This is a genomic window from Amycolatopsis sp. NBRC 101858 (genome assembly GCF_030269325.1).
In the GTDB taxonomy this organism is placed as follows: Bacteria; Actinomycetota; Actinomycetes; order Mycobacteriales; family Pseudonocardiaceae; genus Amycolatopsis; species Amycolatopsis ponsaeliensis.
The window spans coordinates 606,113-626,528 of record NZ_BSTD01000006.1 but is presented as its reverse complement, the minus strand read 5'-3'; the positions used below and the strand labels follow the sequence as shown (position 1 = coordinate 626,528).

General features: G+C 71.2%; 20 protein-coding genes. 17 read left to right on the top strand and 3 right to left on the bottom strand.

The features are described from left to right. Window positions 1-103: 103 nt before the first annotated feature. From QSK39_RS42095 to QSK39_RS42080, 4 genes are all read left to right on the top strand, one after another. Window positions 104-949: a sulfurtransferase gene (locus QSK39_RS42095; protein ID WP_285483387.1), complete on the top strand. Its 846-nt coding sequence runs from the start codon at window positions 104-106 to the stop codon at window positions 947-949. 205 nt (window positions 950-1,154) lie between these two features. Then, the gene (locus QSK39_RS42090; protein ID WP_285483386.1) at window positions 1,155-2,324 is read left to right on the top strand and encodes an acetoin utilization protein AcuC; all 1,170 of its coding nucleotides are present in this window, start codon (window positions 1,155-1,157) and stop codon (window positions 2,322-2,324) included. 2 nt (window positions 2,325-2,326) lie between these two features. Then, a complete protein-coding gene (locus tag QSK39_RS42085; RefSeq protein ID WP_285483385.1) occupies window positions 2,327-5,008 on the top strand; it encodes a bifunctional acetate--CoA ligase family protein/GNAT family N-acetyltransferase in 2,682 nt (893 codons plus the stop codon). Between the two features lie 6 nt (window positions 5,009-5,014). Further along, entirely contained in the window at window positions 5,015-6,139 is a 1,125-nt protein-coding gene (locus QSK39_RS42080) for a serine hydrolase domain-containing protein (protein WP_502873365.1), read from the top strand. A gap of 9 nt (window positions 6,140-6,148) precedes the next feature. On the opposite strand, the gene QSK39_RS42075 is transcribed toward QSK39_RS42080, so the two are convergent. Together QSK39_RS42075 and QSK39_RS42070 are read right to left on the bottom strand one after the other, a co-directional pair. Beyond that, entirely contained in the window at window positions 6,149-7,168 is a 1,020-nt protein-coding gene (locus tag QSK39_RS42075; RefSeq protein WP_285483383.1) for an acyl-CoA dehydrogenase family protein, read from the bottom strand. Window positions 7,169-7,177: 9 nt separating this feature from the next. After that, window positions 7,178-8,338, bottom strand: a complete 1,161-nt coding sequence (locus QSK39_RS42070; RefSeq protein ID WP_285483382.1) for an acyl-CoA dehydrogenase family protein — start codon at window positions 8,336-8,338, stop codon at window positions 7,178-7,180. Between the two features lie 70 nt (window positions 8,339-8,408). On the opposite strand from QSK39_RS42070, the gene QSK39_RS42065 reads away from it, so the two are divergent. The 13 genes from QSK39_RS42065 (at window position 8,409) to QSK39_RS42005 (ending at window position 19,935) form a co-directional block, all read left to right on the top strand. Then, complete coding sequence (locus tag QSK39_RS42065; protein WP_285483381.1) at window positions 8,409-8,600, top strand: ferredoxin; 192 nt, start codon at window positions 8,409-8,411, stop codon at window positions 8,598-8,600. Window positions 8,601-8,682: 82 nt separating this feature from the next. Then, a complete protein-coding gene (locus tag QSK39_RS42060) occupies window positions 8,683-9,549 on the top strand; it encodes a 3-oxoacyl-ACP reductase (protein ID WP_285483380.1) in 867 nt (288 codons plus the stop codon). Continuing rightward, window positions 9,546-10,310, top strand: coding sequence for a glucose 1-dehydrogenase (locus tag QSK39_RS42055; RefSeq protein ID WP_285483379.1), 765 nt, complete (start codon window positions 9,546-9,548; stop codon window positions 10,308-10,310). Before QSK39_RS42060 ends, QSK39_RS42055 begins: the two co-directional genes overlap by 4 nt. A gap of 85 nt (window positions 10,311-10,395) precedes the next feature. Continuing rightward, window positions 10,396-11,184, top strand: coding sequence for an MlaE family ABC transporter permease (locus tag QSK39_RS42050; protein WP_155542112.1), 789 nt, complete (start codon window positions 10,396-10,398; stop codon window positions 11,182-11,184). Then, window positions 11,184-12,032 carry an MlaE family ABC transporter permease gene (locus QSK39_RS42045; protein ID WP_285483378.1) on the top strand — a complete coding sequence of 283 codons (849 nt, stop codon included), beginning with the start codon at window positions 11,184-11,186 and terminating at the stop codon, window positions 12,030-12,032. Before QSK39_RS42050 ends, QSK39_RS42045 begins: the two co-directional genes overlap by 1 nt. Further along, complete coding sequence (locus QSK39_RS42040; protein WP_285483377.1) at window positions 12,029-13,351, top strand: MCE family protein; 1,323 nt, start codon at window positions 12,029-12,031, stop codon at window positions 13,349-13,351. The genes QSK39_RS42045 and QSK39_RS42040 overlap by 4 nt, the downstream gene beginning before the upstream one ends. Continuing rightward, on the top strand, window positions 13,348-14,385 hold the full coding sequence (locus QSK39_RS42035) for an MCE family protein (RefSeq protein ID WP_285483376.1): 1,038 nt from the start codon (window positions 13,348-13,350) through the stop codon (window positions 14,383-14,385). Before QSK39_RS42040 ends, QSK39_RS42035 begins: the two co-directional genes overlap by 4 nt. Beyond that, complete coding sequence (locus tag QSK39_RS42030; RefSeq protein WP_285483375.1) at window positions 14,382-15,413, top strand: MlaD family protein; 1,032 nt, start codon at window positions 14,382-14,384, stop codon at window positions 15,411-15,413. Before QSK39_RS42035 ends, QSK39_RS42030 begins: the two co-directional genes overlap by 4 nt. Continuing rightward, complete coding sequence (locus QSK39_RS42025) at window positions 15,410-16,603, top strand: MCE family protein (RefSeq protein ID WP_285483374.1); 1,194 nt, start codon at window positions 15,410-15,412, stop codon at window positions 16,601-16,603. The genes QSK39_RS42030 and QSK39_RS42025 overlap by 4 nt, the downstream gene beginning before the upstream one ends. Beyond that, complete coding sequence (locus QSK39_RS42020) at window positions 16,600-17,745, top strand: MCE family protein (RefSeq protein ID WP_285483373.1); 1,146 nt, start codon at window positions 16,600-16,602, stop codon at window positions 17,743-17,745. The genes QSK39_RS42025 and QSK39_RS42020 overlap by 4 nt, the downstream gene beginning before the upstream one ends. Continuing rightward, window positions 17,742-18,977: an MCE family protein gene (locus QSK39_RS42015; RefSeq protein ID WP_285483372.1), complete on the top strand. Its 1,236-nt coding sequence runs from the start codon at window positions 17,742-17,744 to the stop codon at window positions 18,975-18,977. Before QSK39_RS42020 ends, QSK39_RS42015 begins: the two co-directional genes overlap by 4 nt. Continuing rightward, window positions 18,974-19,456, top strand: a complete 483-nt coding sequence (locus QSK39_RS42010; protein ID WP_285483371.1) for an Rv1363c family protein — start codon at window positions 18,974-18,976, stop codon at window positions 19,454-19,456. The genes QSK39_RS42015 and QSK39_RS42010 overlap by 4 nt, the downstream gene beginning before the upstream one ends. Next, window positions 19,453-19,935, top strand: coding sequence for a hypothetical protein (locus tag QSK39_RS42005; protein WP_285483370.1), 483 nt, complete (start codon window positions 19,453-19,455; stop codon window positions 19,933-19,935). Before QSK39_RS42010 ends, QSK39_RS42005 begins: the two co-directional genes overlap by 4 nt. Here QSK39_RS42005 and QSK39_RS42000 read toward each other — a convergent pair. Next, window positions 19,932-20,411 (bottom strand): hypothetical protein, encoded by a 480-nt coding sequence (locus QSK39_RS42000; RefSeq protein ID WP_285483369.1) that lies wholly within the window; start codon window positions 20,409-20,411, stop codon window positions 19,932-19,934. The genes QSK39_RS42005 and QSK39_RS42000 overlap by 4 nt on opposite strands. Window positions 20,412-20,416: the final 5 nt, after the last annotated feature.

Sequence of the window (20,416 nt, the reverse complement as noted above, 5' to 3'; positions counted from 1 at the left end):
GACCCCGACAGCGGCGGGGGGCCTTGCGCATAACAACTCGCCGGTGACGGATATGTCCGCACCCCGGCGCGGCCGGGCGGGCGGCCGCAGGAAGATGGGAGGCATGCGTCCGCTGATCAGCACCACCGACCTCGCCGCCGCGCTGGCCGGCCCGGCGGGGGACCGGCCCGTCGTCCTCGACGTCCGCTGGCGGCTCGCCGGCCCACCCGGCGCCGACTCCTACCGCGAGGGACACGTGCCCGGCGCGGTGTTCACCGACCTCGACCGCGTGCTCGCGGGCGAGCCGGGAGAGGGCGGCCGGCACCCGCTGCCCGACCCGGCGGACCTGCAGCGCGACCTGCGCGCGGCGGGAGTCCGGGCGAGCGCGCCGGTGGTGGCCTACGACGACGCCGACGGTTCGGTGGCGGCGCGGGCGTGGTGGCTGCTGCGCTGGGCCGGCCACGACGAGGTGGCGGTGCTCGACGGCGGTTACGCTGCGTGGACCAGCGGCGGCCACCCGGTGAGCACGGAACCGGCGCGGCCGGAGCCCGGGGACATCACGGTCCGTCCGGGCGGCATGCCGGTGCTCGACGCGGACGAAGCGGCGGCGCTGGCCCGCGACGGCCTCCTGCTCGACGCCCGCGCCACGCCGCGCTACACGGGCGAGACCGAGCCGGTCGACCCCCGGGCCGGCCACATCCCGGGCGCGGTGAACGCCCCGTTCTCGGCCCACACGGCCGACGACGGCCACTGGCGCGCGCCCGAGGAGCTGGCGGCCCGGTTCGCGGACCTGGGCCTGCGCCCGGGCGAGCCGGTCGCGGCGTACTGCGGCTCGGGGGTCACGGCGAGCTCGGTGGTGCTGGCCCTGGAACTGGCGGGCCACCCGGGCGCGGGCCTGTATGCGGGCTCGTGGTCCCACTGGTCCCGAGACCCGGAGCGCCCAGCGGCGACGGGCACCCTCCCCGGCTGAGCGGAGCCTTCACGAGATCGGCGCGGCCAGGCGCTGCCCGCGGACCTGGCGTGGTCGCTCGGCGCGGCCGGGCCGAACGACCACTACCTGCAGCGCGGCGTGATTCCCCACGGCCCGATGCCTGGCAGAGCGCTGCCTGCGACTCAGTGCCGGGGCCGGTTCTCTCAGGCCACGGATTCCTCCGATCGGCACTACAGTCGACCGCATGGCGCCGGCTGTTGTTTGGGACTCCGCTCTGCTCGGCTATGACCTGGGCGGGGACCACCCGTTCAACCCCGTCCGGCTGGAGCTCACCGTCCGGCTGGCCACCGAGCTCGGTGTGCTCGACGACGTCCCCCTCCTCGTTCCCACCAGCGCCGGGGACGAAGAACTGCTCCGCGTGCACGCCCCCGAATACATCGCCGCCGTGCGGGAGGCGCCGCTTGTCGGGTGGGATGTCGGGCATGGGCTCGGGACCTCCGACAACCCCGTCTTCTCCGACATGCACGATGCCTCCGCGCTCGTCGTCGGGTCGACGCTGCTCGCCGCCCGGAAGATCGCCGAAGGCGAGGCCACCCGGGCCGTCAACATCGCCGGGGGACTGCACCACGCCATGCGCGACCAGGCTTCCGGCTTCTGCGTCTACAACGACTGCGCCGTGGCCATCAGCTGGCTGCTCGACCACGGCTTCGAGCGCATCGCCTACATCGACACCGACGTCCACCACGGCGACGGTGTCCAGGCCGCCTTCTACGACGACCCGCGCGTCCTCACCATCTCGATGCACCAGCACCCCTTCACGCTCTGGCCGGGCACCGGCTACTCCGCCGAGACCGGCCGCGGGAAGGCCGACGGCACCTCCGTCAACGTCCCCCTGCCGCCGCGGACCCGGGATCCCGGGTGGCTGCGCGCCTTCAACGCCGTCGTCCCCTCCCTGCTCGCCGACTTCGAGCCGCAGCTGCTGTTCACCCAGTGCGGCGTCGACTCGCACGAGGAAGACCCGCTGGCCGACCTCTCGCTGTCCGTCGACGGGCACCGCACCATCTACGCCACCCTCCGCGACCTCGCCGAGACGTACGCCGGCGGCAAGTGGATCGCCGTCGGCGGGGGCGGGTACCAGCTGATCCGGGTCGTCCCGCGGTCGTGGACGCACCTGATCGCCACCGTTCTCGACCGGGACGTCGCCCCGGCCACGCCGCTGCCGCCCGGCTGGGTCTCGACCGTCACGAAGGCCGCGCCGCACGCCGAGCTGCCGCTCGCGATGACCGACGACCGCGAGACCCAGTTCAAGCCGTGGGGCGACGGCGAGGACGACCCGGTCGACGTCGCCGTCCGGGACACCCGCCGGGCCGTCTTCCCGCTGCACGGTCTCGACCCGGACGACCCCAGGGACTGACGATGGCCGGCCGGGACCCCTTCGACTACCCCCGTGACTGGGAGGCCGACGTCGTGCTGTCCGACGGCGGCACCGTCCACCTGCGCCCGGTCGTCCCCACCGATGCCGACGGCCTCGTCGCCTTCCACGGCAAGCTGTCCGAGCGCACCCGCTACTTCCGCTACTTCGGTGCCTACCCGCGGATCCCCGAGAAGGACCTGAAGCGCTTCTCGACCGTCGACCACCACGACCGCGTCGCGTTCGCCGCCTTCCTGGGCGACGACATCGTCGCGGTCGGCCGGTACGAACGGCTCGACCACGGGCCGTCGGCCGAAGTCGCCTTCGTCGTCAGCGACGCCCACCAGGGCCGCGGTCTCGGCTCGATCCTCCTGGAACACCTCGCCGCGGCCGCCTCCGAATGCGGGCTGCGCCGGTTCGTCGCCGAGGTGCTCGCCGAGAACGCCGCCATGGTGCGGGTCTTCCGCGACGCCGGGTACCAGGTCAGCCGCGAGATCGAGGAAGGCGTGCTGCACCTGGAGTTCGACATCGACCCGACCGAGGAGTCCCTCGCCGTCGCGCGCTCCCGGGAACAGGCCGCCGAGGCGCGCAGCGTGCACAACCTGCTGCACCCGACGTCGGTCGCGGTGATCGGGGCGTCCGCGGAGCCGGGCAAGGTCGGGCACGTCGCCTTCGCGAACCTCCTGGCCGCCGCGTTCACCGGCACCGTCTACCCGGTCAACCCGGAGCACCACTCGGTCCGCGGCGTCCGCGCGTACGCGTCGGTGCTCGACATCCCGGACCAGGTCGACCTGGCCGTCGTCGCGGTGCCCGCCGAGGCCGTCGAGTCCGTTTTGGACGCTTGCCTCGCGAAGGGCGTCAAGACGCTGCTGATCCTCTCCAGCGGCTTCGCCGAGGCCGGGCCGCACGGCCTGCACGCCGAGCTGCGGCTGGTCGGGGAGGCGCGGGCGCACGGCATGCGCGTCGTCGGCCCGAACGCGCTCGGCGTGCTGAACACCGCGCCCGCCATCCGGCTCAACGCCACCCTCGCGCCGCGCCTGCCCGTGCGCGGGCGCACCGGGTTCTTCTGCCAGTCCGGCGCCTTGGGCACCGCGATCCTCGCCGACGCCGAGTCGCGCGGCCTCGGGCTCTCGACGTTCGTCTCGGCGGGCAACCGCGCCGACGTCTCGGGCAACGACCTGCTCCAGTACTGGGAAACCGACCCGGACACCGACCTGGTCCTGCTGTACCTCGAGTCCTTCGGCAACCCGCGCAAGTTCGCGCGGCTGGCCAGGAGGCTCGCGCGGACGAAGCCGATCGTCGCGGTGAAGTCGGGGCGGCACGCGGTCCGCCCGCAGCTCGCGGCGACGTCGACGGAGATCGACGAAGCCAGCGTCCAAGCCCTGTTCGAGCAGGCCGGCGTCGTGCGCGTCGAGTCGCTGGCGCAGCTGTTCGACACCGCGCTCGTGTTCGCCCACCAGCCGCTGCCCGCCGGGCCGCGGGTCGCGATCGTCGGCAACTCCAGCGCGATCGGGCTGCTGGCCGCCGACACCGCGCGGATGCAGGGGCTGCGGCTGGCGTTCGACCCGGTGGACGTCGGCCCGCAGGCCGGGCCGGACGACTTCGCCAAGGCGGTCGGCGAAGCGCTCACGTCGCCGGAGACCGACGCGCTGGTCGTCGTGTTCGCGCCGCCGGTGGCCATCCCCGGCACGGCTTACGCGCGCGCCTTGCGCGAAACCGTCGTCGAACTGGGGCAGCGCAAGCCGATCGTCTCGACGTTCCTGGCCGCCGAAGGCGTCCCGGACGAACTCGCCGTCCTGACCGGGGACGGGACGCCGACGCGCGGCTCGATCCCGTCCTACCCGAGCCCCGAACGCGCGGTGACCGCCCTCGCCCGGGTCATCCGGTACGCCGCGTGGCGGCAGCGCCCGCAGGGCACGCTCGTGACGCCGTCCGGGATCCACACCGAACAGGCGCAGGGCATCGTGCGCGAGTTCCTCGACGCCGAGAACGGCAAGACGACGCTGCTCTCCGACACCGACGTCGTGCGGTTGCTGGGCTGCTACGGCATCGACGTCGTCCCGTTCCGTGTCGCGTCCACAGTGGACGATGCCGTCGCGGCGGCGGCCGAGCTCGGCTACCCGGTGACGCTCAAGGCCGTCGACGAGCGGCTGCGCGGCCGCCCCGACCTGGCCGGGGTGCGGCTCGACCTGGCCTCCGAGGAGGCCGTGCGCACCGCCTACGAAACGCTGCGCGAGATCTCCGGCGACGACGACGTGTACGTCCAGCGGATGGCCCCGAAGGGCCTGTCGTGCGTGATCGGGCTGCAGGACGACCCGTCGTTCGGCACGCTCGTGTCGTTCGGGCTGTCCGGGCTGGTCAGCACGCTGCTGGGCGACCGCGCCTACCGGGCGGTGCCGCTCACCGACGTCGACGCGGCCACGCTGCTGCGCGAGCCGCGGACGGCGCCGCTGCTCACCGGCTACCGCGGCGACGAGCCCGCCGATCTCGCCGCCCTGCAGGACATGGTGCTGCGCGTCGCCGCGCTGGCCGAGGACAATCCGGAGGTGCGGTCGCTGGTGCTCGACCCGATCCTGGCGTCGCCGGACGGCGCCTTCGTCGCCAACGCCCGCCTCGTGCTGGGGCCGCCGCCGTCGCGGCCCGACACCGGCCCGCGGCGCCTGCGCGCCATCAACCCCCTGGACTGAACCGTGCTGACCGAACTGCTGAAGCGGCACGCCGCGGACGTGCCCGGCGCGGTGGCCCTCGTCGCGCACGGCGACCAGGTCGAGGCGGCGGCCGTGGGCTCGGCCGACACCGGTGGCACCGTGCCGATGGCGCGGGACTCGCTGTTCCGCGTCGCGTCGCTGACCAAGCCGATCACCGCCGCGGCGGTCATGCTGCTCGTCGACGACGGCGAGCTCGCGCTGGACGACCCGATCGCGCGGTGGCTGCCGGAGCTGGCGTCGCCGGTGGTCGTGCGGACGCCGGCCGGGCCGGTCGACGACGTCGTGCCCGCCGTCCGCCCGATCACGGTGGCCGACCTGCTGACGTTCCGGTGCGGTTACGGCCTCGCCGCGGACATGACGCTGCCCGCGGTCGACCTGCTGCTGCAGGTGCTGGGCCACCCGGCGGCGGCGCCGCGGGCGCTGGCGCCGGACGAGTGGACGGCCGCGCTGGCGCAGGTGCCGCTGCTGCACCAGCCGGGGGAGGCGTGGCTCTACGACACGGGTTCGGACATCCAGGGCGTGCTGGTCGCGCGGGTGTCGGGCCGGCCGCTGCCGGAGTTCCTGGCAGAGCGGCTGTTCGAGCCGCTGGGCATGGCCGACACCGGGTTCTTCGTGCCGACGGCGGCGCTGGGCCGGTTCACCAGCGCGTACCGGCGGGGAGAGGCGGGGCTGCGGCTGATCGACTCGCCGGAGGGCCGGTGGAGCGCGGCGCCGCCGTTCCCGTCCGGCTCGGCGGGCCTGGTTTCGACAGCCGACGACCTGCTCGCGTTCGGCCGGTTCCTGCTGGCCGAGGGGAGGGCAGGCGACCACCGGCTGCTGACGCCGGAGTCGGTGCGCCGGATGACCACCGACCACCTGACCCCGGCCCAGCGCGAGGCCGGGCGGGTGTTCCTGCACGGCCAGGGCTGGGGGTACGGCGGCGCGGTCGACGTCGAGGCGAAGCAGCCGTGGCAGGTCCCGGGCCGCTACGGCTGGGTCGGCGGCGCGGGCACGGCCTGGCACCTGCTCCCGGCGACGGGCACGGTGACGGTGCTGCTCACGCAGGTCGAGCTGACGAGCCCGGAGCCGACCCGGCTGATGCGCGAGTTCTGGACCTACGCCGCCGAGTGACGGCTGGCGTTACGGGCGTGCCAGTTCGTCGCCCAGGGCGAGGAGCTGCGAGGTCGACGCGCCCAGCAGGAACTCCAGGCGCTTCGCCGCCGTGAAGTAGCGGTGGACCTCGTGGTCCACGTCGATGCCGACGCCGCCGTGGATGTGGACCGTCGTGTGGGCGACCCGGTGGCCCGCCTCCGACGCCCAGAACTTGGCCGTCGCCACCGCTTCCGCCGACGGGAGGTCCGACGCCAGCCGCCACGCCGCCTGCAGCGACGTCAGCCGGACCGCCTCCACGTCCACGTACGCGTCCGCCAGCCGCTGGCGGACCGCCTGGAACCCGCCGAGCACGTGGTCGAACTGCTTGCGCTCGGCCGCGTACGCCGCCGTCAGCTCCAGGGCCCGCTCGACCACGCCGAGCTGCTGCGCGCACACCCCGGCCGTCCCGCGCAGGCGCAGCCACTCGCCGATGTCGCCCAGCGACACCCCCGGCACCTCGGACAGCTCCAGCAGGCCGGCGTCCGCGTGGTCGGTGGTCTGCTGCGGCCGCACCGTCACGCCGGGCGCCGCGGCGTCGACCAGGTAGACCTCGCCGGAAGCCGCCACGAGGAAGCCGTTCGCGAACGCGCCGAAGTGCACCGCGGACTGCGCGCCCGACAGCACCCCGCCCGACGCCGTGAAACCGGTCAGTGCGACGGCTAGAACGCGTTCTCCTCGCAGCACCGGCAGCACCCAGCGGTCCACCAGCTCCGGCGTGCCGAACTCGGCCAGCGCGGCCGCCGCCATCGTGATCGACGGCAGGTAGGGGACCGCCGCCGCCGCGCGGCCGATCTCGGTCAGCACCGCGCACTGCTCCAGCAGGCCGAACCCGCCGCCGCCCAGCGACGACGGCAGCGCCGCGTCGAGCACGCCCGCCTGGCCCAGTGCTGTCCACAGTGGAGCGTCGAAGCCGCCGGTGCCGTGCGGGTCGTGGGTGACCTTGTCGGCGAGGATCCGCCGGGTCAGCGCCGCCAGGTCGGCCGACGCCTCCGAAGGGGTGAAGTCCATGAGACGCTCCTAGCGCGTGACGGGCAGGCCGAGGGCGGTCGCGGCGATCATGTCCCGCTGGATCTCGTTGGTGCCGCCGCCGAAGGTGAGGATCAGCGCCGAGCGGTGCAGCCGCTCGATGCGCCCGGCCAGCAGTGCGCCCGGCGAGCCGTCGCGGACGACGGCGGCCGCGCCGAGCACCTCCATCAGCAGCCGGTAGGCCTCGATCGCGAACTCCGTGCCGTACACCTTCGTCGCCGACGCGTCCGCCGGGCCGAGCTCGCTCGCCGCGGCCCCCCAGGCGATCCGCCAGTTCCGCAGCTTCAGGTACTCCGCGCCGGCGTGCACCCGCGCGAGGTGCAGCCGCACCCATTCCTGCTCGATGGCGCCGGTCTCCTTCGCCCACGCCAAGACGTCGGCGAGGGCCTTGCGGACCGGCGCCGACGACGTCAGCGCGACGCGTTCGTGGTTGAGCTGGTTGGTGATCAGCGGCCAGCCCGCGTTCTCCTCGGCGACGCGCGCCGACACGGGCACGCGCACGGCGTCGTAGTACGTCGCGCTCGTCCCGGCGCCGGCGACCGTGCGGACCTTCGTCCAGGAGAACCCCTCCGAGGACGTCGGCACGATCAGCATCGACAGGCCGCGGTGCTTCTTCGCGTCGGGGTCGGTCCGGACGGCGAGCCACACGTAGTCGGCGTACTCGATCAGGCTGGTCCACATCTTCTGCCCGGTGACGACGTACTCGTCGCCGTCGCGCACCGCGCGCGTCCGCAGCGACGCCAGGTCGGTGCCGGCCTCCGGCTCGGAGTAGCCGATCGAGAAGTGCAGCTCGCCCGCGGCGATCTTCGGCAGGTAGAACGCCTTCTGCTCGTCGGTGCCGTAGCGCATGATGGTCGGCCCGACGGTGTTCACCGTCAGGAACGGAACCGGCACCCCGGCGATCGCCGCCTCGTCGGTGAAGATGAGCTGGTCGAGCATCGGCCGGCCCTGCCCGCCGTACTCCTTCGGCCAGCCGAGCGCGAGCCAGCCGTCCTTGCCCAGCTGCCGGACGATCTCCTTGTACGCCACGCCGTCGCCGTACTCGTCGCCCGCGCGGAGGCTTTCCCGCCGCTCGGGCGTCATCAGCTCGGCGAAGTACTCACGAAGCTCCGCGGCCAGCGCGCGCTGCTCCGGTGTGTAGTCGATCCGCACCCGTCACCTCGATCCGGCGTTATAGTAGAACCTGTTCTAGTTGTAACACGACTCACGCGGCGGAGGAAGCATGGAGATCGGCGTCGATCGTTCGCTCTGCGAGGCGAACGCGGTGTGCGTGGGGTTCGCGCCGGACGTCTTCGACCTGGATGACGACGAAGAACTCGTCATCCAGCCGGGACCGGTGCCGGACGATCAGATAGAACATGTTGCAGACGCCGTGAAGGGTTGCCCTAAGAACGCCCTGTTCATCACCAGTTAGCGGTGTTCACTCAAGGGCTTGCCCTCGACAAGAACAGATTCTAATGTAGGCCCGATCACCGGACTCGACGAGGAGGCCTCGCGTGACCCTGACCGGCAGGACAGCCATCGTCACCGGCGCCGCCGCGGGCCTGGGGCGGGCCGAAGCGCTCGCCCTGGCCGGGCAGGGCGCCACCGTCGTCGTCAACGACATCGGTGAGCCGAAGGACGTCGTCGAAGAAATCGAAGCGGCCGGTGGCAAGGCCGTCGCGGTCGCCGGCGACGTCGGGGAGCGGGCCACGGCGGACGCCCTCCTGGCCGCCGCGCTCGACCTCGGCGGGCTCGACATCGTCGTGAACAACGCGGGCGTGCTGCGCGACAAGATGCTCTTCTCGATGTCCGACGACGACTGGGACACCGTGCTGCGCGTCCACCTGCGCGGCCACTTCCTGTTGTCCCGCAACGCCACCAAGTACTGGCGCGACAAGTCCAAAGAAGACGGACAGCCGGTGTACGGGCGGCTGGTCAACACCGCGTCCGAAGCCTTCCTCATCGGCTCGCCCGGCCAGCCCAACTACGCCGCGGCGAAGGCCGGCATCACCGCGCTCACCATGTCGGCCGCCCGCGGCCTGGCCAAGTACGGCGTCCGCGCCAACGCGATCTGCCCTCGCGCGCGGACGGCGATGACCGAGGGCGTGTTCGGGGCTCCTCCCGAAAACACCTCAGCGGGGGCCGACCCTCTTTCGGTCGAGCACGTCGCCCCCTTCGTCGCCTACCTCGCCTCGCCCGCGGCCGAGCACGTCAACGGCCAGGTGTTCATCGTCCACGGCGGCACGGTCGCCCTGGTCGAGGCCCCGCGGATCGAGCAGCGCTGGTCCCTCGACGAGCTCGAGACGTCGGTCAGCGCGTTCTTCGCCGAGCGCGACCCCGGCCGGATGTTCGCCGCCACCGAGATCCTGGGAGAGTCATGAGGCTGGACGGGAAGATCGCCCTGATCACCGGCGCCGCGCGCGGCCAGGGCGCGGCGGCCGCACGCGCGTTCGTCGCCGAGGGCGCGAAGGTCCTGATCGCCGACATCCTCGACGGCGAGGGCAAGCAGCTCGCCGCCGAACTCGGGGAGCAGGCGGTCTACCAGCACCTCGACGTCGGCGACGAGGACGGCTGGGTCGCCGCCCTCGAGCGCGTGACCACCGAGTTCGGCGCGCCGAACGTGCTGGTCAACAACGCGGGGATCCTCCATTTCTCCGAACTGGGCAAGACGAAGCTGGCCGATTACGAGCGCGTTATCCGGGTGAACCAGATCGGGGCGTTTCTCGGGATGCGCTCGGTCGTTGAACCGATGACCGCCGCCGGCGGTGGCTCCATCGTCAACGTGTCCTCTGTGGAGGGTCTGGCCGGGATGCCGTACCTCGTCGCCTACACCGCGAGCAAGTTCGCCATCCGCGGGATGACCAAGGTCGCCGCGATGGAACTCGGGAAGAAGCACATCCGGGTCAACTCCGTCCACCCCGGCGCGATCGACACGCAGATGGTCGAGACCGCCGCCGGCGGGCAGAAAGTCGACATGTCGTACGTCGGGAAGAAGGTCGCGCTCGGTCGCGTCGGACAGCCCGAAGACGTCGCGAAACTGGTGCTGTTCCTCGCCAGCGACGAAAGCGCGTACTGCACGGGAGCGGAGTTCGTGGCGGACGGCGGTGCCACGGCCTCGCACGCCCTCAACCTGAGTTTCTGACGAGATCAGTTAACACCGCTAACGAAAATCGGGCACCGGGTATGGAGAACACTCGGAGGTCAGCGACGACCTACTGGGAGGTGTGGTGAGCGAGAGCACGGGCACGCTCCCGGGAACCGCGGCCCTGACCCAGGTCGGGCGCCTCGCGACGCTTTCCTGGGAAGTCCTGCGCGCGATCTTCAAGCGCCCCTTCCAGACCCGCGAGTGGATCCAGCAGTGCTGGTTCTTCGCCAGCGTCACGATCCTGCCGACCGCGCTCGTCGCCATCCCGTTCGGCGCGGTCATCGCGTTGCAGCTCGGTTCGCTGACCGCGCAGATCGGCGCGCAGTCGTTCACCGGCGCGGCCAGCGCGCTGGCCATCGTGCAGCAGGCCAGCCCGCTGATCACGGCGTTGCTCGTCGCGGGCGCCGGCGGCAGCGCGGTCTGCGCGGACATCGGCGCGCGCAAGATCCGGGAAGAGATCGACGCCATGGAGGTTCTCGGCGTCAACCCGATCCAGCGCCTCATCGTGCCGCGCGTGCTCGCCGCGATGGTCGTTTCGGTGCTGCTCAACGGCTTGGTCAGCGTCGTCGGCGTGCTCGGCGGCTACTTCTTCAACGTCGTCCTCCAAGGCGGCACGCCCGGCGCGTACCTGGCCAGCTTCAACGCATTGGCGCAGGTGCCGGACCTGTGGGTCAGCGAGATCAAGGCGCTGCTGTACGGCTTCGTCGCCGGGGTTGTCGCGGCGTTCCGCGGGCTGAATCCGCCGCCCGGGCCGAAGGGCGTCGGCGACGCGGTCAACCAGGCCGTCGTCATCACGTTCCTGCTGCTGTTCCTGATCAACGTCGTGCTGACCGCGATCTACCTGCGGATCGTCCCGCCGAAGGCCATGTGATGACGGCGGAGCCCGTGGACCACGACCGGACGCTCGAGTACATCGCGCGCCCGGGCCAGAGCCTGGAAGGCCTGGGCAAGCAGCTCGCCTTCGCCGCGAAGGCGCTCGCCTGGTCGCCGCGCACGATCCGCCGCTACAGCCGGGAAACGCTGCGGCTGCTGACCGAGGTCTGCTTCGGCACCGGCGGCCTCGCCGTCATCGGCGGCACGCTCGGCGTGATGATCGGGATGACGCTCTTCACCGGTCTCATCGTCGGTCTCCAGGGCTACTCCGCGCTGAACCAGCTCGGCACGGCCGCCCTCACCGGGTTCATCTCCGCCTACTTCAACACCCGTGAGGTCGCGCCGCTTTCGGCCGGGCTCGCGCTGAGCGCGACCGTCGGCTGCGGCTTCACCGCGCAGCTCGGCGCGATGCGGATCTCCGAGGAGATCGACGCGCTGGAAGTCATGGGCGTGCCGAGCATGCCCTACCTGGTGACGACGCGGGTGCTCGCCGGCGTCGCCGCGGTGATCCCGCTGTACGCGGTCGGCCTGCTCTCGAGCTACCTCGCGTCCCGGCAGATCACCATCTGGCTCTACGGCCAGTCCGCCGGCACCTACGACCACTACTTCACGCTCTTCTTGCCTCCCGGAGACGTCCTCTGGTCGTTCGGGAAGGTGATCGTGTTCAGCGTGCTCGTGATCCTTTCCCATTGCTACTACGGCTTCAACGCCAGCGGCGGCCCGGCCGGGGTCGGCGTGGCGGTCGGCCGCGCGGTGCGGACGTCGATCGTGCTGATCTCGGTGCTGGACTTCTTCTTGTCCCTCGCGATCTGGGGCGCGAACACCACGGTGAGGATTTCGGGATGAGGCGCGAGCTCTGGCAGCGGCTCCGGTACCAGGTGCTGGGGCTGGCCTTCCTGCTCGTGGCCGCGCTGTTCATCGCCACCACGCTCGCCGTCTACAACAAGGCCTTCACGCCGGTGACGCTCGTGAAGGTCGAAACCGACCACGTCGGCAGCCAGCTGCGCACCGGCGGCGACGTCAAGGTCCGCGGCATGCTCGTCGGCGAAGTCCGGTCGGTGCTGGCGAAGGGTGACCACGCCGAGCTGGAGCTGGCGCTCGACCCGGACAAGACGCACGTGATCCCGAAAAACGTCTCGGCGCGGCTGCTGCCGAAGACGCTCTTCGGCGAACGGTACGTCTCCCTCCAGCTTCCCGAGACGTCGCAGGGCCCGATCAAGGCCGGTGACGTCATCCCGCAGGACCGCAGCAGCACCGCGATCGAGCTGCAGAAGGTGCTCGACGACGTGATGCCGCTGCTGCAGGCCGTCCAGCCGGAGAAGCTGTCCAGCACGCTGACGGCGGTGTCCACCGCGCTCGAGGGCCGCGGCAAGCAGCTCGGCCAGACCCTCGTGCAGCTGAGCGACTACCTCGGCAAGCTCAACCCGTCGCTGCCGGACGTCAAGGCCGACATCACCGGCCTGGCGAACGTCGCGAACACCTACGACAAGGCGGCGCCGGACCTGCTGCAGGCGCTGTCCGACCTGACGACGACGAGCCGCACGATCGTCGACCAGCGCGCGCAGCTGACCGACCTCTACGCCACCGTCACCGCGGCTTCGGTGGACCTGACGAGCTTCCTCCAGGTCAACAAGGACAACCTGATCCGGCTCACCACGGCGGTCCAGCCGACGCTGGACGTCCTCGCCAAGTACGCGCCCGAGTACCCGTGCCTGCTCGACCAGCTCGCCGGCGAGGTCGCGCCGGCCGAGCTCGCGTTCGGCAAGGGCACCGCGCACCCCGAGGTCAGCCGGGTCACCATCGAGTTCGCCGCCAGCCGCGGCAAGTACCTGCCCGGCGTCGACGAGCCGAAGTACGAGGACAAGCGCGGGCCGCGCTGCTACCCGCAGGTCCCGAAGCCGGGCGTCTGGCCGCAGTACCCGCCCGACGGCGCGATCAAGGACGGCTCCAGCAAGCCCGCCCCGCCGAAGAACCCGCCCGAGACGCTGCCCGCGGGCGGCGGGGCCGTCGGCGGCGACGGCTCGATCGTCGGCTCGTCCTACGAGCGCGACCTGATCGACCTGCTCGCCTCGCCCGCGCTCGGGACGTCGCCCGCTGACGTGCCCGGCTGGGCCGGTCTGCTCGTGGGGCCGCTCTACCGCGGGGCGGAGGTGGAGCTGAAGTGAGGAGCTTCCTGCCGTCCTTGATCAAGCTAGGCGTGTTCGCCGTCGTCACCGTGCTGCTCACCGGCGTCCTCGCGGCCACCATCGCGAACACGAACTTCGGCGAGACGTCCGGCTACCTGGCGAAGTTCACCGACGCGTCCGGCCTCAAGGAAGGCGACGACGTCCGCATCGCCGGGGTCAAGGTCGGCCAGGTCGACACCATCGAGGTCGTCGAAGGCGAGCAGAACCTCGCCCAGGTGCGGTTCGACGTCGAGCACACCTACCGGCTGCCGGAGACGGTGACCGCGACGATCAAGTACCGCAACCTCGTCGGCCAGCGCTACCTCGCGCTCGGCACCGACGTCCCGGGCGACCGGGCGCTCGCGGAGGGCGGCACGATCCCGCCCGAGCGCACCAAGCCCGCGCTGAACCTCACCGTGCTGTTCAACGGCTTCAAGCCGCTGTTCAAGGCGTTGAGCCCGAAGGACGTCAACCAGCTCTCGGCCGAGATCATCAGCGTCTTCCAGGGCGAGGGCGGCACGATCACCAGCCTGCTGCAGCACACCGCGTCGCTCACCACCGCGATCGCGAGCAAGGACCAGGTGATCGGGCAGGTCATCGCGAACCTCAACACCGTGCTCGGCACGGTCAACGCCCACGGCCCGCAGCTCGGCGACCTCATCGAGCAGACCCAGAAGCTGGTCAGCGGGCTGGCCGAGCAGCGCAAGCCGATCGGCGACGCGGTCAGCGCGCTCGGCGACCTCGCGGTGTCCACGACCGGCCTGCTCGCCGACGCGCGCCCGGCGCTGAAGGACGACGTCGCGCAGCTCGGTGTGCTGTCGCAGAACCTCGGCGACTCCGGCGTACTGCTCAACCACCTGCTCGAAGTGCTGCCGGGCAACCTGCAGAAGTTCACCCGGACCCTGAGCTACGGCAGCTGGTTCAACTACTACCTGTGCGGGATCACCGGCACCATCGGCATTTCCTCGCTCGACATCACCCTGCCGATCATCCCCATTCCCGGCACGCAACGCGCGGAGAGGTGTGGTCCGTGAAACGGCTGAAGGATCGCAACCAGGCCGCCGTCGGCGCGGTCGCCCTCGTGCTGATCGTGCTCGTCACGGCCACCACGTACTTCTCCGACCAGCTCCCGTTCTTCGGCAACGGCACGACGTACTCGGCGTACTTCGGCGAGTCCGCGGGGCTGGCGCCGGACAACGAGGTCGAGGTCGCCGGCGTCAAGGTCGGCACGGTGTCGTCGGTGAAGCTCGCGGGCAAGCAGGTGCTGGTGCGCTTCCGCGTCAAGGACGTCCGCGTCGGCGACGCGACCACCGCGTCCATCGAGATCAAGACGCTGCTGGGGGAGAAGTACCTCGCGCTCGACCCCAAGGGCGGCGGCGCGCAGGAACCGGACGCGACGATCCCGCAGGCCCGCACGCGGACGCCGTTCCAGCTGCAGGACGCCTTCGAGCAGCTGTCGACGACGGTCGGCGACATCGACACGAAACAGCTCGCGGACAGCTTCAACGCGTTGTCCGACAGCCTCAAGGACAGCCCGCAGTACCTGAAGGACACGCTGACCGGGCTGTCGTCCTTGGCGAAGACCGTGTCCTCCCGCGACAACGACCTCCACACGCTGCTGGCGAACACGAGCCAGGTGTCGAAGACGCTGTCCGACCGCAACGCCCAGCTGCAACGCGTGATCAGTGACGGCAACCTGCTGCTCACCGAGCTGCAGAACCGCAAGACCGCGATCCACGCGCTGCTCACCGGCACCCAGCAGCTCTCCCAGCAGCTGTCCGGGCTCGTCGCGGACAACCGCGCGCAGCTCAAGCCGACGCTGGACAAGCTGAGCAAGGTGACCGACATCCTGCAGCGCAACCAGGGCAACCTCGACCAGAGCCTCAAGCTGATGGCGCCGTTCGCCCGCGTCGGCGCGAACGCGACCGGCAACGGCCGCTGGTTCGAGGGCTACCTGTGCGGGCTGCTGCCGCCGACGATCACCGCCGGTGGCCTGCACATCAACCCCGAAGGCTGCACCCCGCCGATCGCGGCGCCGAACCAGGGGGTGGGCGGCCGATGACCATCCGGACCTACCGCGGGCGCAGCCTGGTGACGTGGCTGGCCTTCGCCTGCGTTCTCGCGCTGGTCGTCACCGCCGGGCTGTGGCTGGTGTTCCGCGCCTCCACCGGCACGACGCTGTCGGCGTACTTCGGCAAGACCGTCGGGCTCTACGCGGGCTCGTCGGTGCGGGTGCTCGGCGTGCCGGTCGGGCAGGTCACCGACGTCACGCCGCAGGGCGACGCGGTGCGTGTCGACATGCAGGTCGACGACGTGCAGCTGCCGGCCGACGTCGGCGCGGTCGTCGTCGCGCCGAGCCTGGTCAGCGACCGGTACGTCCAGCTGACCCCGGCCTACGACAGCGGCCCGACCCTGGCCACCGGCACGGTGCTGGCGAAGGACCGCACGGCGACGCCGGTGGAGCTGGACGACCTGTACTCCAGCCTGGACAAGCTGTCGACGGCCCTCGGCCCGAACGGCGCCAACAAGGACGGCGCGCTGTCCGGTGTCCTGGACACCGCCGCCGACGCGTTGAAGGGCAACGGCGCTTCGCTGAACTCGACGGTCGGGCAGCTGGCCGACCTCGCGAAGACCCTCGACGGGTCGAAGGACGACCTGTTCTCGACCGTGCAGAACCTGAACTCCTTCACCGGCGCGCTGGCGCAGAGCGACCAGCAGCTCAACGAGTTCTACGGCCGCGTCGCCGACGTCAGCCAGTTCCTCGCCGCGGACTCGTCCGACGTCGGGGCCGCGTTGCAGTCACTCGGCGGGGCGCTCGGCGACGTCCAGCAGTTCGTCAACGACAACAAGGGCGCCCTGGAGTCCAATGTGGACAAGCTGGCGTCGCTGTCGAAGGTCCTGGTCGACCAGCGCGCCTCGCTCGCGGAGGTCCTCGACATCGCGCCGACCGGCGCGACCAACTTCATCAACTCCTACGACGCCGCGTCGGGCACGATCGCCGTTCGCGACAACCTGAACGAGCTCACCAACCCGCCGATCCTCACCGTGTGCCGGCTGATCAGCGCGGGCACGCCCAAGGAAATCCCGGACACGCTGGGGAACATCTGCAAGCAGCTCGCGCCCGTGCTCGACGGCGTGCTGAAGCTGCCGACGATCCCGCAGGTGCTCAACTCCCTGCAGAACGGCACCCTCCCGCCGTTGCCGCTCCCGCTCGTCGACGTGATGGAGCAGCTTTCGGGGGGTGCGAAGTGAAGCGGCTCGCGGGAGTGCTCGCCGGGGTGCTGGTGCTGGCGGCCTGCAGCGACGGCGGGTTCAACGGCCTCTACGGCACGCCGCTGCCGGGCGGCGCCGACGTCGGCGACCACCCGTACCACGTCACCGCGCTGTTCACCGACGTCCTGGACCTGGTGCCGCAGTCCAGCGTCAAGGTCAACGACGTCGCGGTCGGGCGGGTCGACAAGATCACCCTGACGCCGGACACGCGGTCCGCGCTGGTCTCGATGACCGTCAACGGCGACATCGCGCTGCCCGCGAACGCGCACGCCGAGCTGAAGCAGTCTTCGCTGCTGGGCGAGAAGTTCGTCGAGCTGAGCGTGCCCACCGCCGAGCCCGCCGCCGGTCACCTGGGTGACGGCGCGCAGATCCCGCTCGGGCGCACCAACCGCAACCCCGAGGTCGAGGAGGTGCTCGGCGCGCTTTCGCTGCTGCTCAACGGCGGCGGCGTCGAGCAGATCCAGAAGATCAGCCACGAGCTGAACGACGCGCTGTCGGGCAACGAGCCGGAGATCCGCGCGCTGCTGTCGCGAGTGGACGAACTGGCGACCCAGCTCGACGGGCACCGGACCGAGATCCTGCGCGCGATCGACGGGCTCGGGAAGCTGTCGAAGACGTTGACCGGCCAGACGCAGAACCTGTCGAACGCGCTCGACAACCTCGCGCCGGGCCTGAAGATCGTCACCGACCAGCGTGACCAGCTCGTCGGCATGCTGAACGCGTTGAACACGCTCTCCGGCGTCGCGACCGACACCGTGACGAAGAGCCGCGACCAGCTCGTCGCGAACCTCAAGGCGCTGCAGCCGACGCTGACCAAGCTCGGCGAGGCCGGGTCCGATCTGCCGAACGCGCTGCAGATCCTGCTCACGTACCCGTTCCCGGACTACGCGGGCAACGTGATCAAGGGCGACTACGCGAACGTCGAGGCGAACGTGAACCTCGACCTGGACACGCTGATCCAGAACTTCACGAACTCGTCGCAGCCGCCGATCGCGCTGCCGTCCGGGACAGGGTCGGCGGTCGCCCCGCCGCTCCCGTTGCCGGACCTGGGACTGACCGGGCAGACCGGCGGCACCGGGCTGCTGCCCGGCCTCCTCGGCCTGATCGGGGGCGGCAAGTGACCACGCGCAAGATCCGGATCCAGCTGGTGGCGTTCGTCGTCATCGCGGTGGTGTCGGTCGTCTACGCCGGCGGCCGGTACGCCGGGCTGGACCGGCTCTTCGGCAACCGCGGCTACGTCGTCACCGCGCAGCTGACCGACTCCGGCGGCATCTTCGTCAACTCCGAGGTCGCCTACCGCGGGGTCACGGTCGGGCGGGTGACCGGGATGACGCTGACCGAGCACGGCGTCGACGTCGCGCTGGACATCGACTCGGGCGCCCCGGACATCCCGGCCGACGCGCACGCGCAGGTGGCGAACCGGTCGGCGGTGGGGGAGCAGTTCGTCGACCTGCTGCCGCAGCACAACGGTGGTCCGTTCCTGGAAGACGGGTCGGTGATCACGGCCGACAAGACGTCGCTGCCGCCGTCGCCGGACACCGTGCTGACCCACCTCGACGACCTGGTCGCGAGCGTGCACCCGGAGTCGCTGCGGACGGTCGTCGACGAGACGTACAACGCGTTCGCCGGCGCGGGCCCGGAACTGCAGCAGCTCTTGGACAGCACCAGGTCGCTGACGTCCGTCGCCACGCAGTACCTCCCGGAAACGCAAGGCCTGCTGGCGAATTCGCGGGTCGTGCTGGACACGCAGGAACGCCAGGCCGCGAACATCACCGACTTCGCTTCGGGGTTGAAGACGATCGCGGGGCAGCTCAAGACGTCCGATCCGGACCTGCGGCGGGTGATCGCGCAGGCGCCGCAGCTGAGCCGGCAGATCAGCGACGTGCTCGCGGCGTCCGGGACCGATCTGGGCGTGCTGTTCGCGAACCTGCTGACCACCGCGCAGATCACGACGTCGCGCAAGGACGCGATCGAGGAGCTGCTGGTGGCGTACCCGATCATCTCGGCGTTCTCGCCGTCGACGTCCCCGGACGGCACCGGGCACCTGGGTGTGGTGCTGAACTTCTTCGACCCGGCTTCGTGCACGAAGGGCTACGAAGGGACGAAGCAGCGTCCGGCGAACGACGAGTCCGAGGCGCCGGTGAACATGAACGCGTACTGCGCCGAGCCGCCGGGCAGCCCGACGGGGGTGCGCGGATCGCAGAACGCGCCGTACGCGGGCAAGCCGCCGGCGATCCCGGCCGCGCCGTCGCAGACCGCGTCGGCGTCGGCGCAGGCCCAGCTGCCGGGGATGCTGAGCCTGCTGACCGGGCCGTCTTCGGGTGGGCTCGGCCGGTTGCTGGGCGCGCCGTGAAGGTGCTGGTGGTCGCGGCGGCGCTGTCCGTGCTGGCGGCGCTGGGCGCGGGTTATGCGTGGTGGCAGGCCGCTTCGGACGACTCGGCGGCCCGCGGCCGGGAGCGCGACGCGGTGCTGGCGGCCGCGGGCCCGGAACTGGTCACGCTGAACACGATCGACTACCGCTCGGCGGGCGCGGCCGTGGACCGCTGGATCGGGGCGACGACGGGCCAGTACGGCAAGGACCTCGCGGGCGACCGCCAGGTCCAGATCGACCGGGCCACGACGGCTTGCACGGTGTCGTCCGCCTCGCTGGTCCAGGCAGCGGTGACGGAGATCGACGTCTCTCGCGGGACGGCGCGTCTGCTGGCGGTGCTGGACGTCCGGGTCTCGACCGGCGGCGCGGCGGTGACTCCGCGGCTGAACCGGCTGACGGTGGACGTTTCACGCGCTCAGGAGGGCTGGAAGATCGCGGGAGTCCAGGCGGCGGGCTCATGACACGGGTGCTGGTTTTGGTCGTGGCGGTGGCCCTGGGCTGTGCGGTGTGGTTCGGCATCGAGACGGCTTCACTGTCCCCGGGCGACAACCAGGCGTTGGTGGACACTGCGGCGACTGCTGCGGTTTCTTCCGAAGTCAGCGACGCGGTGAAGTCGGTGTTTTCGTACGACTACGCGAACTTACCCCGCACCGAGCGGGCGGCAGCGGAGGTGTTGACGGGCGCGGCGGTCGCCCAGTACCGCGACCAGTTCACCTCGGCACGAACCCGGGCAACGGCGGAGAAGCTGGTCCGGACGACGACGGTGCGGGCGGTGGGGGTGCGGACGTTGGTGGGTGACGACGCGTCGTTGCTGTTGTTCTTGGACCAGCAGACGGTGACCCAGGGCGGGGGAGCGCCGTCGTCCTCGGTGGCCCAGCTGGCGGTGACGGCGAAGCGCATCGACGGGCGTTGGAAGCTGGCGACGCTGACGGCTCTCTAGCCGTCCCAGACCGCTGCGCCCTGCCTCAGCACCTCGACACCCGACTCCGACGCGACCGGCCACATCTCCACCACGTACCGGTAGTGCTCCCCGTACTCGTGATCATTCCAATCGACCGGCGGCGGCCCGGCCGGCACGTACGACACCCGCGCCCGGTACCGCCCCGGCAGCACCGAAAAGAACTTTTCCTGCGACGGATAGTCCGCAGGTCCGGAAATCACGACTTTCCCGCTCGGAACCGGAAGATCCGCTTCCACGACATGCTCGGCGTCGGCAGCCAAGGGAGGAGGCGATGGAAGCAGCGTGATCGACGACTCCACCAGGTCCGAGCGCGCCGTCGCGATCGCGAAGCCGCCCGGCTCCGCGCCGATCCGGTGGGACTCCACCGCCAGCGCCGTCCAGCCGCTGCCGTCCAGCCGGGAACCGGAGTCGCGCAACGAGAACTGACGCTGGTCGGCGTGGACTACCAAGTGCATTCCAA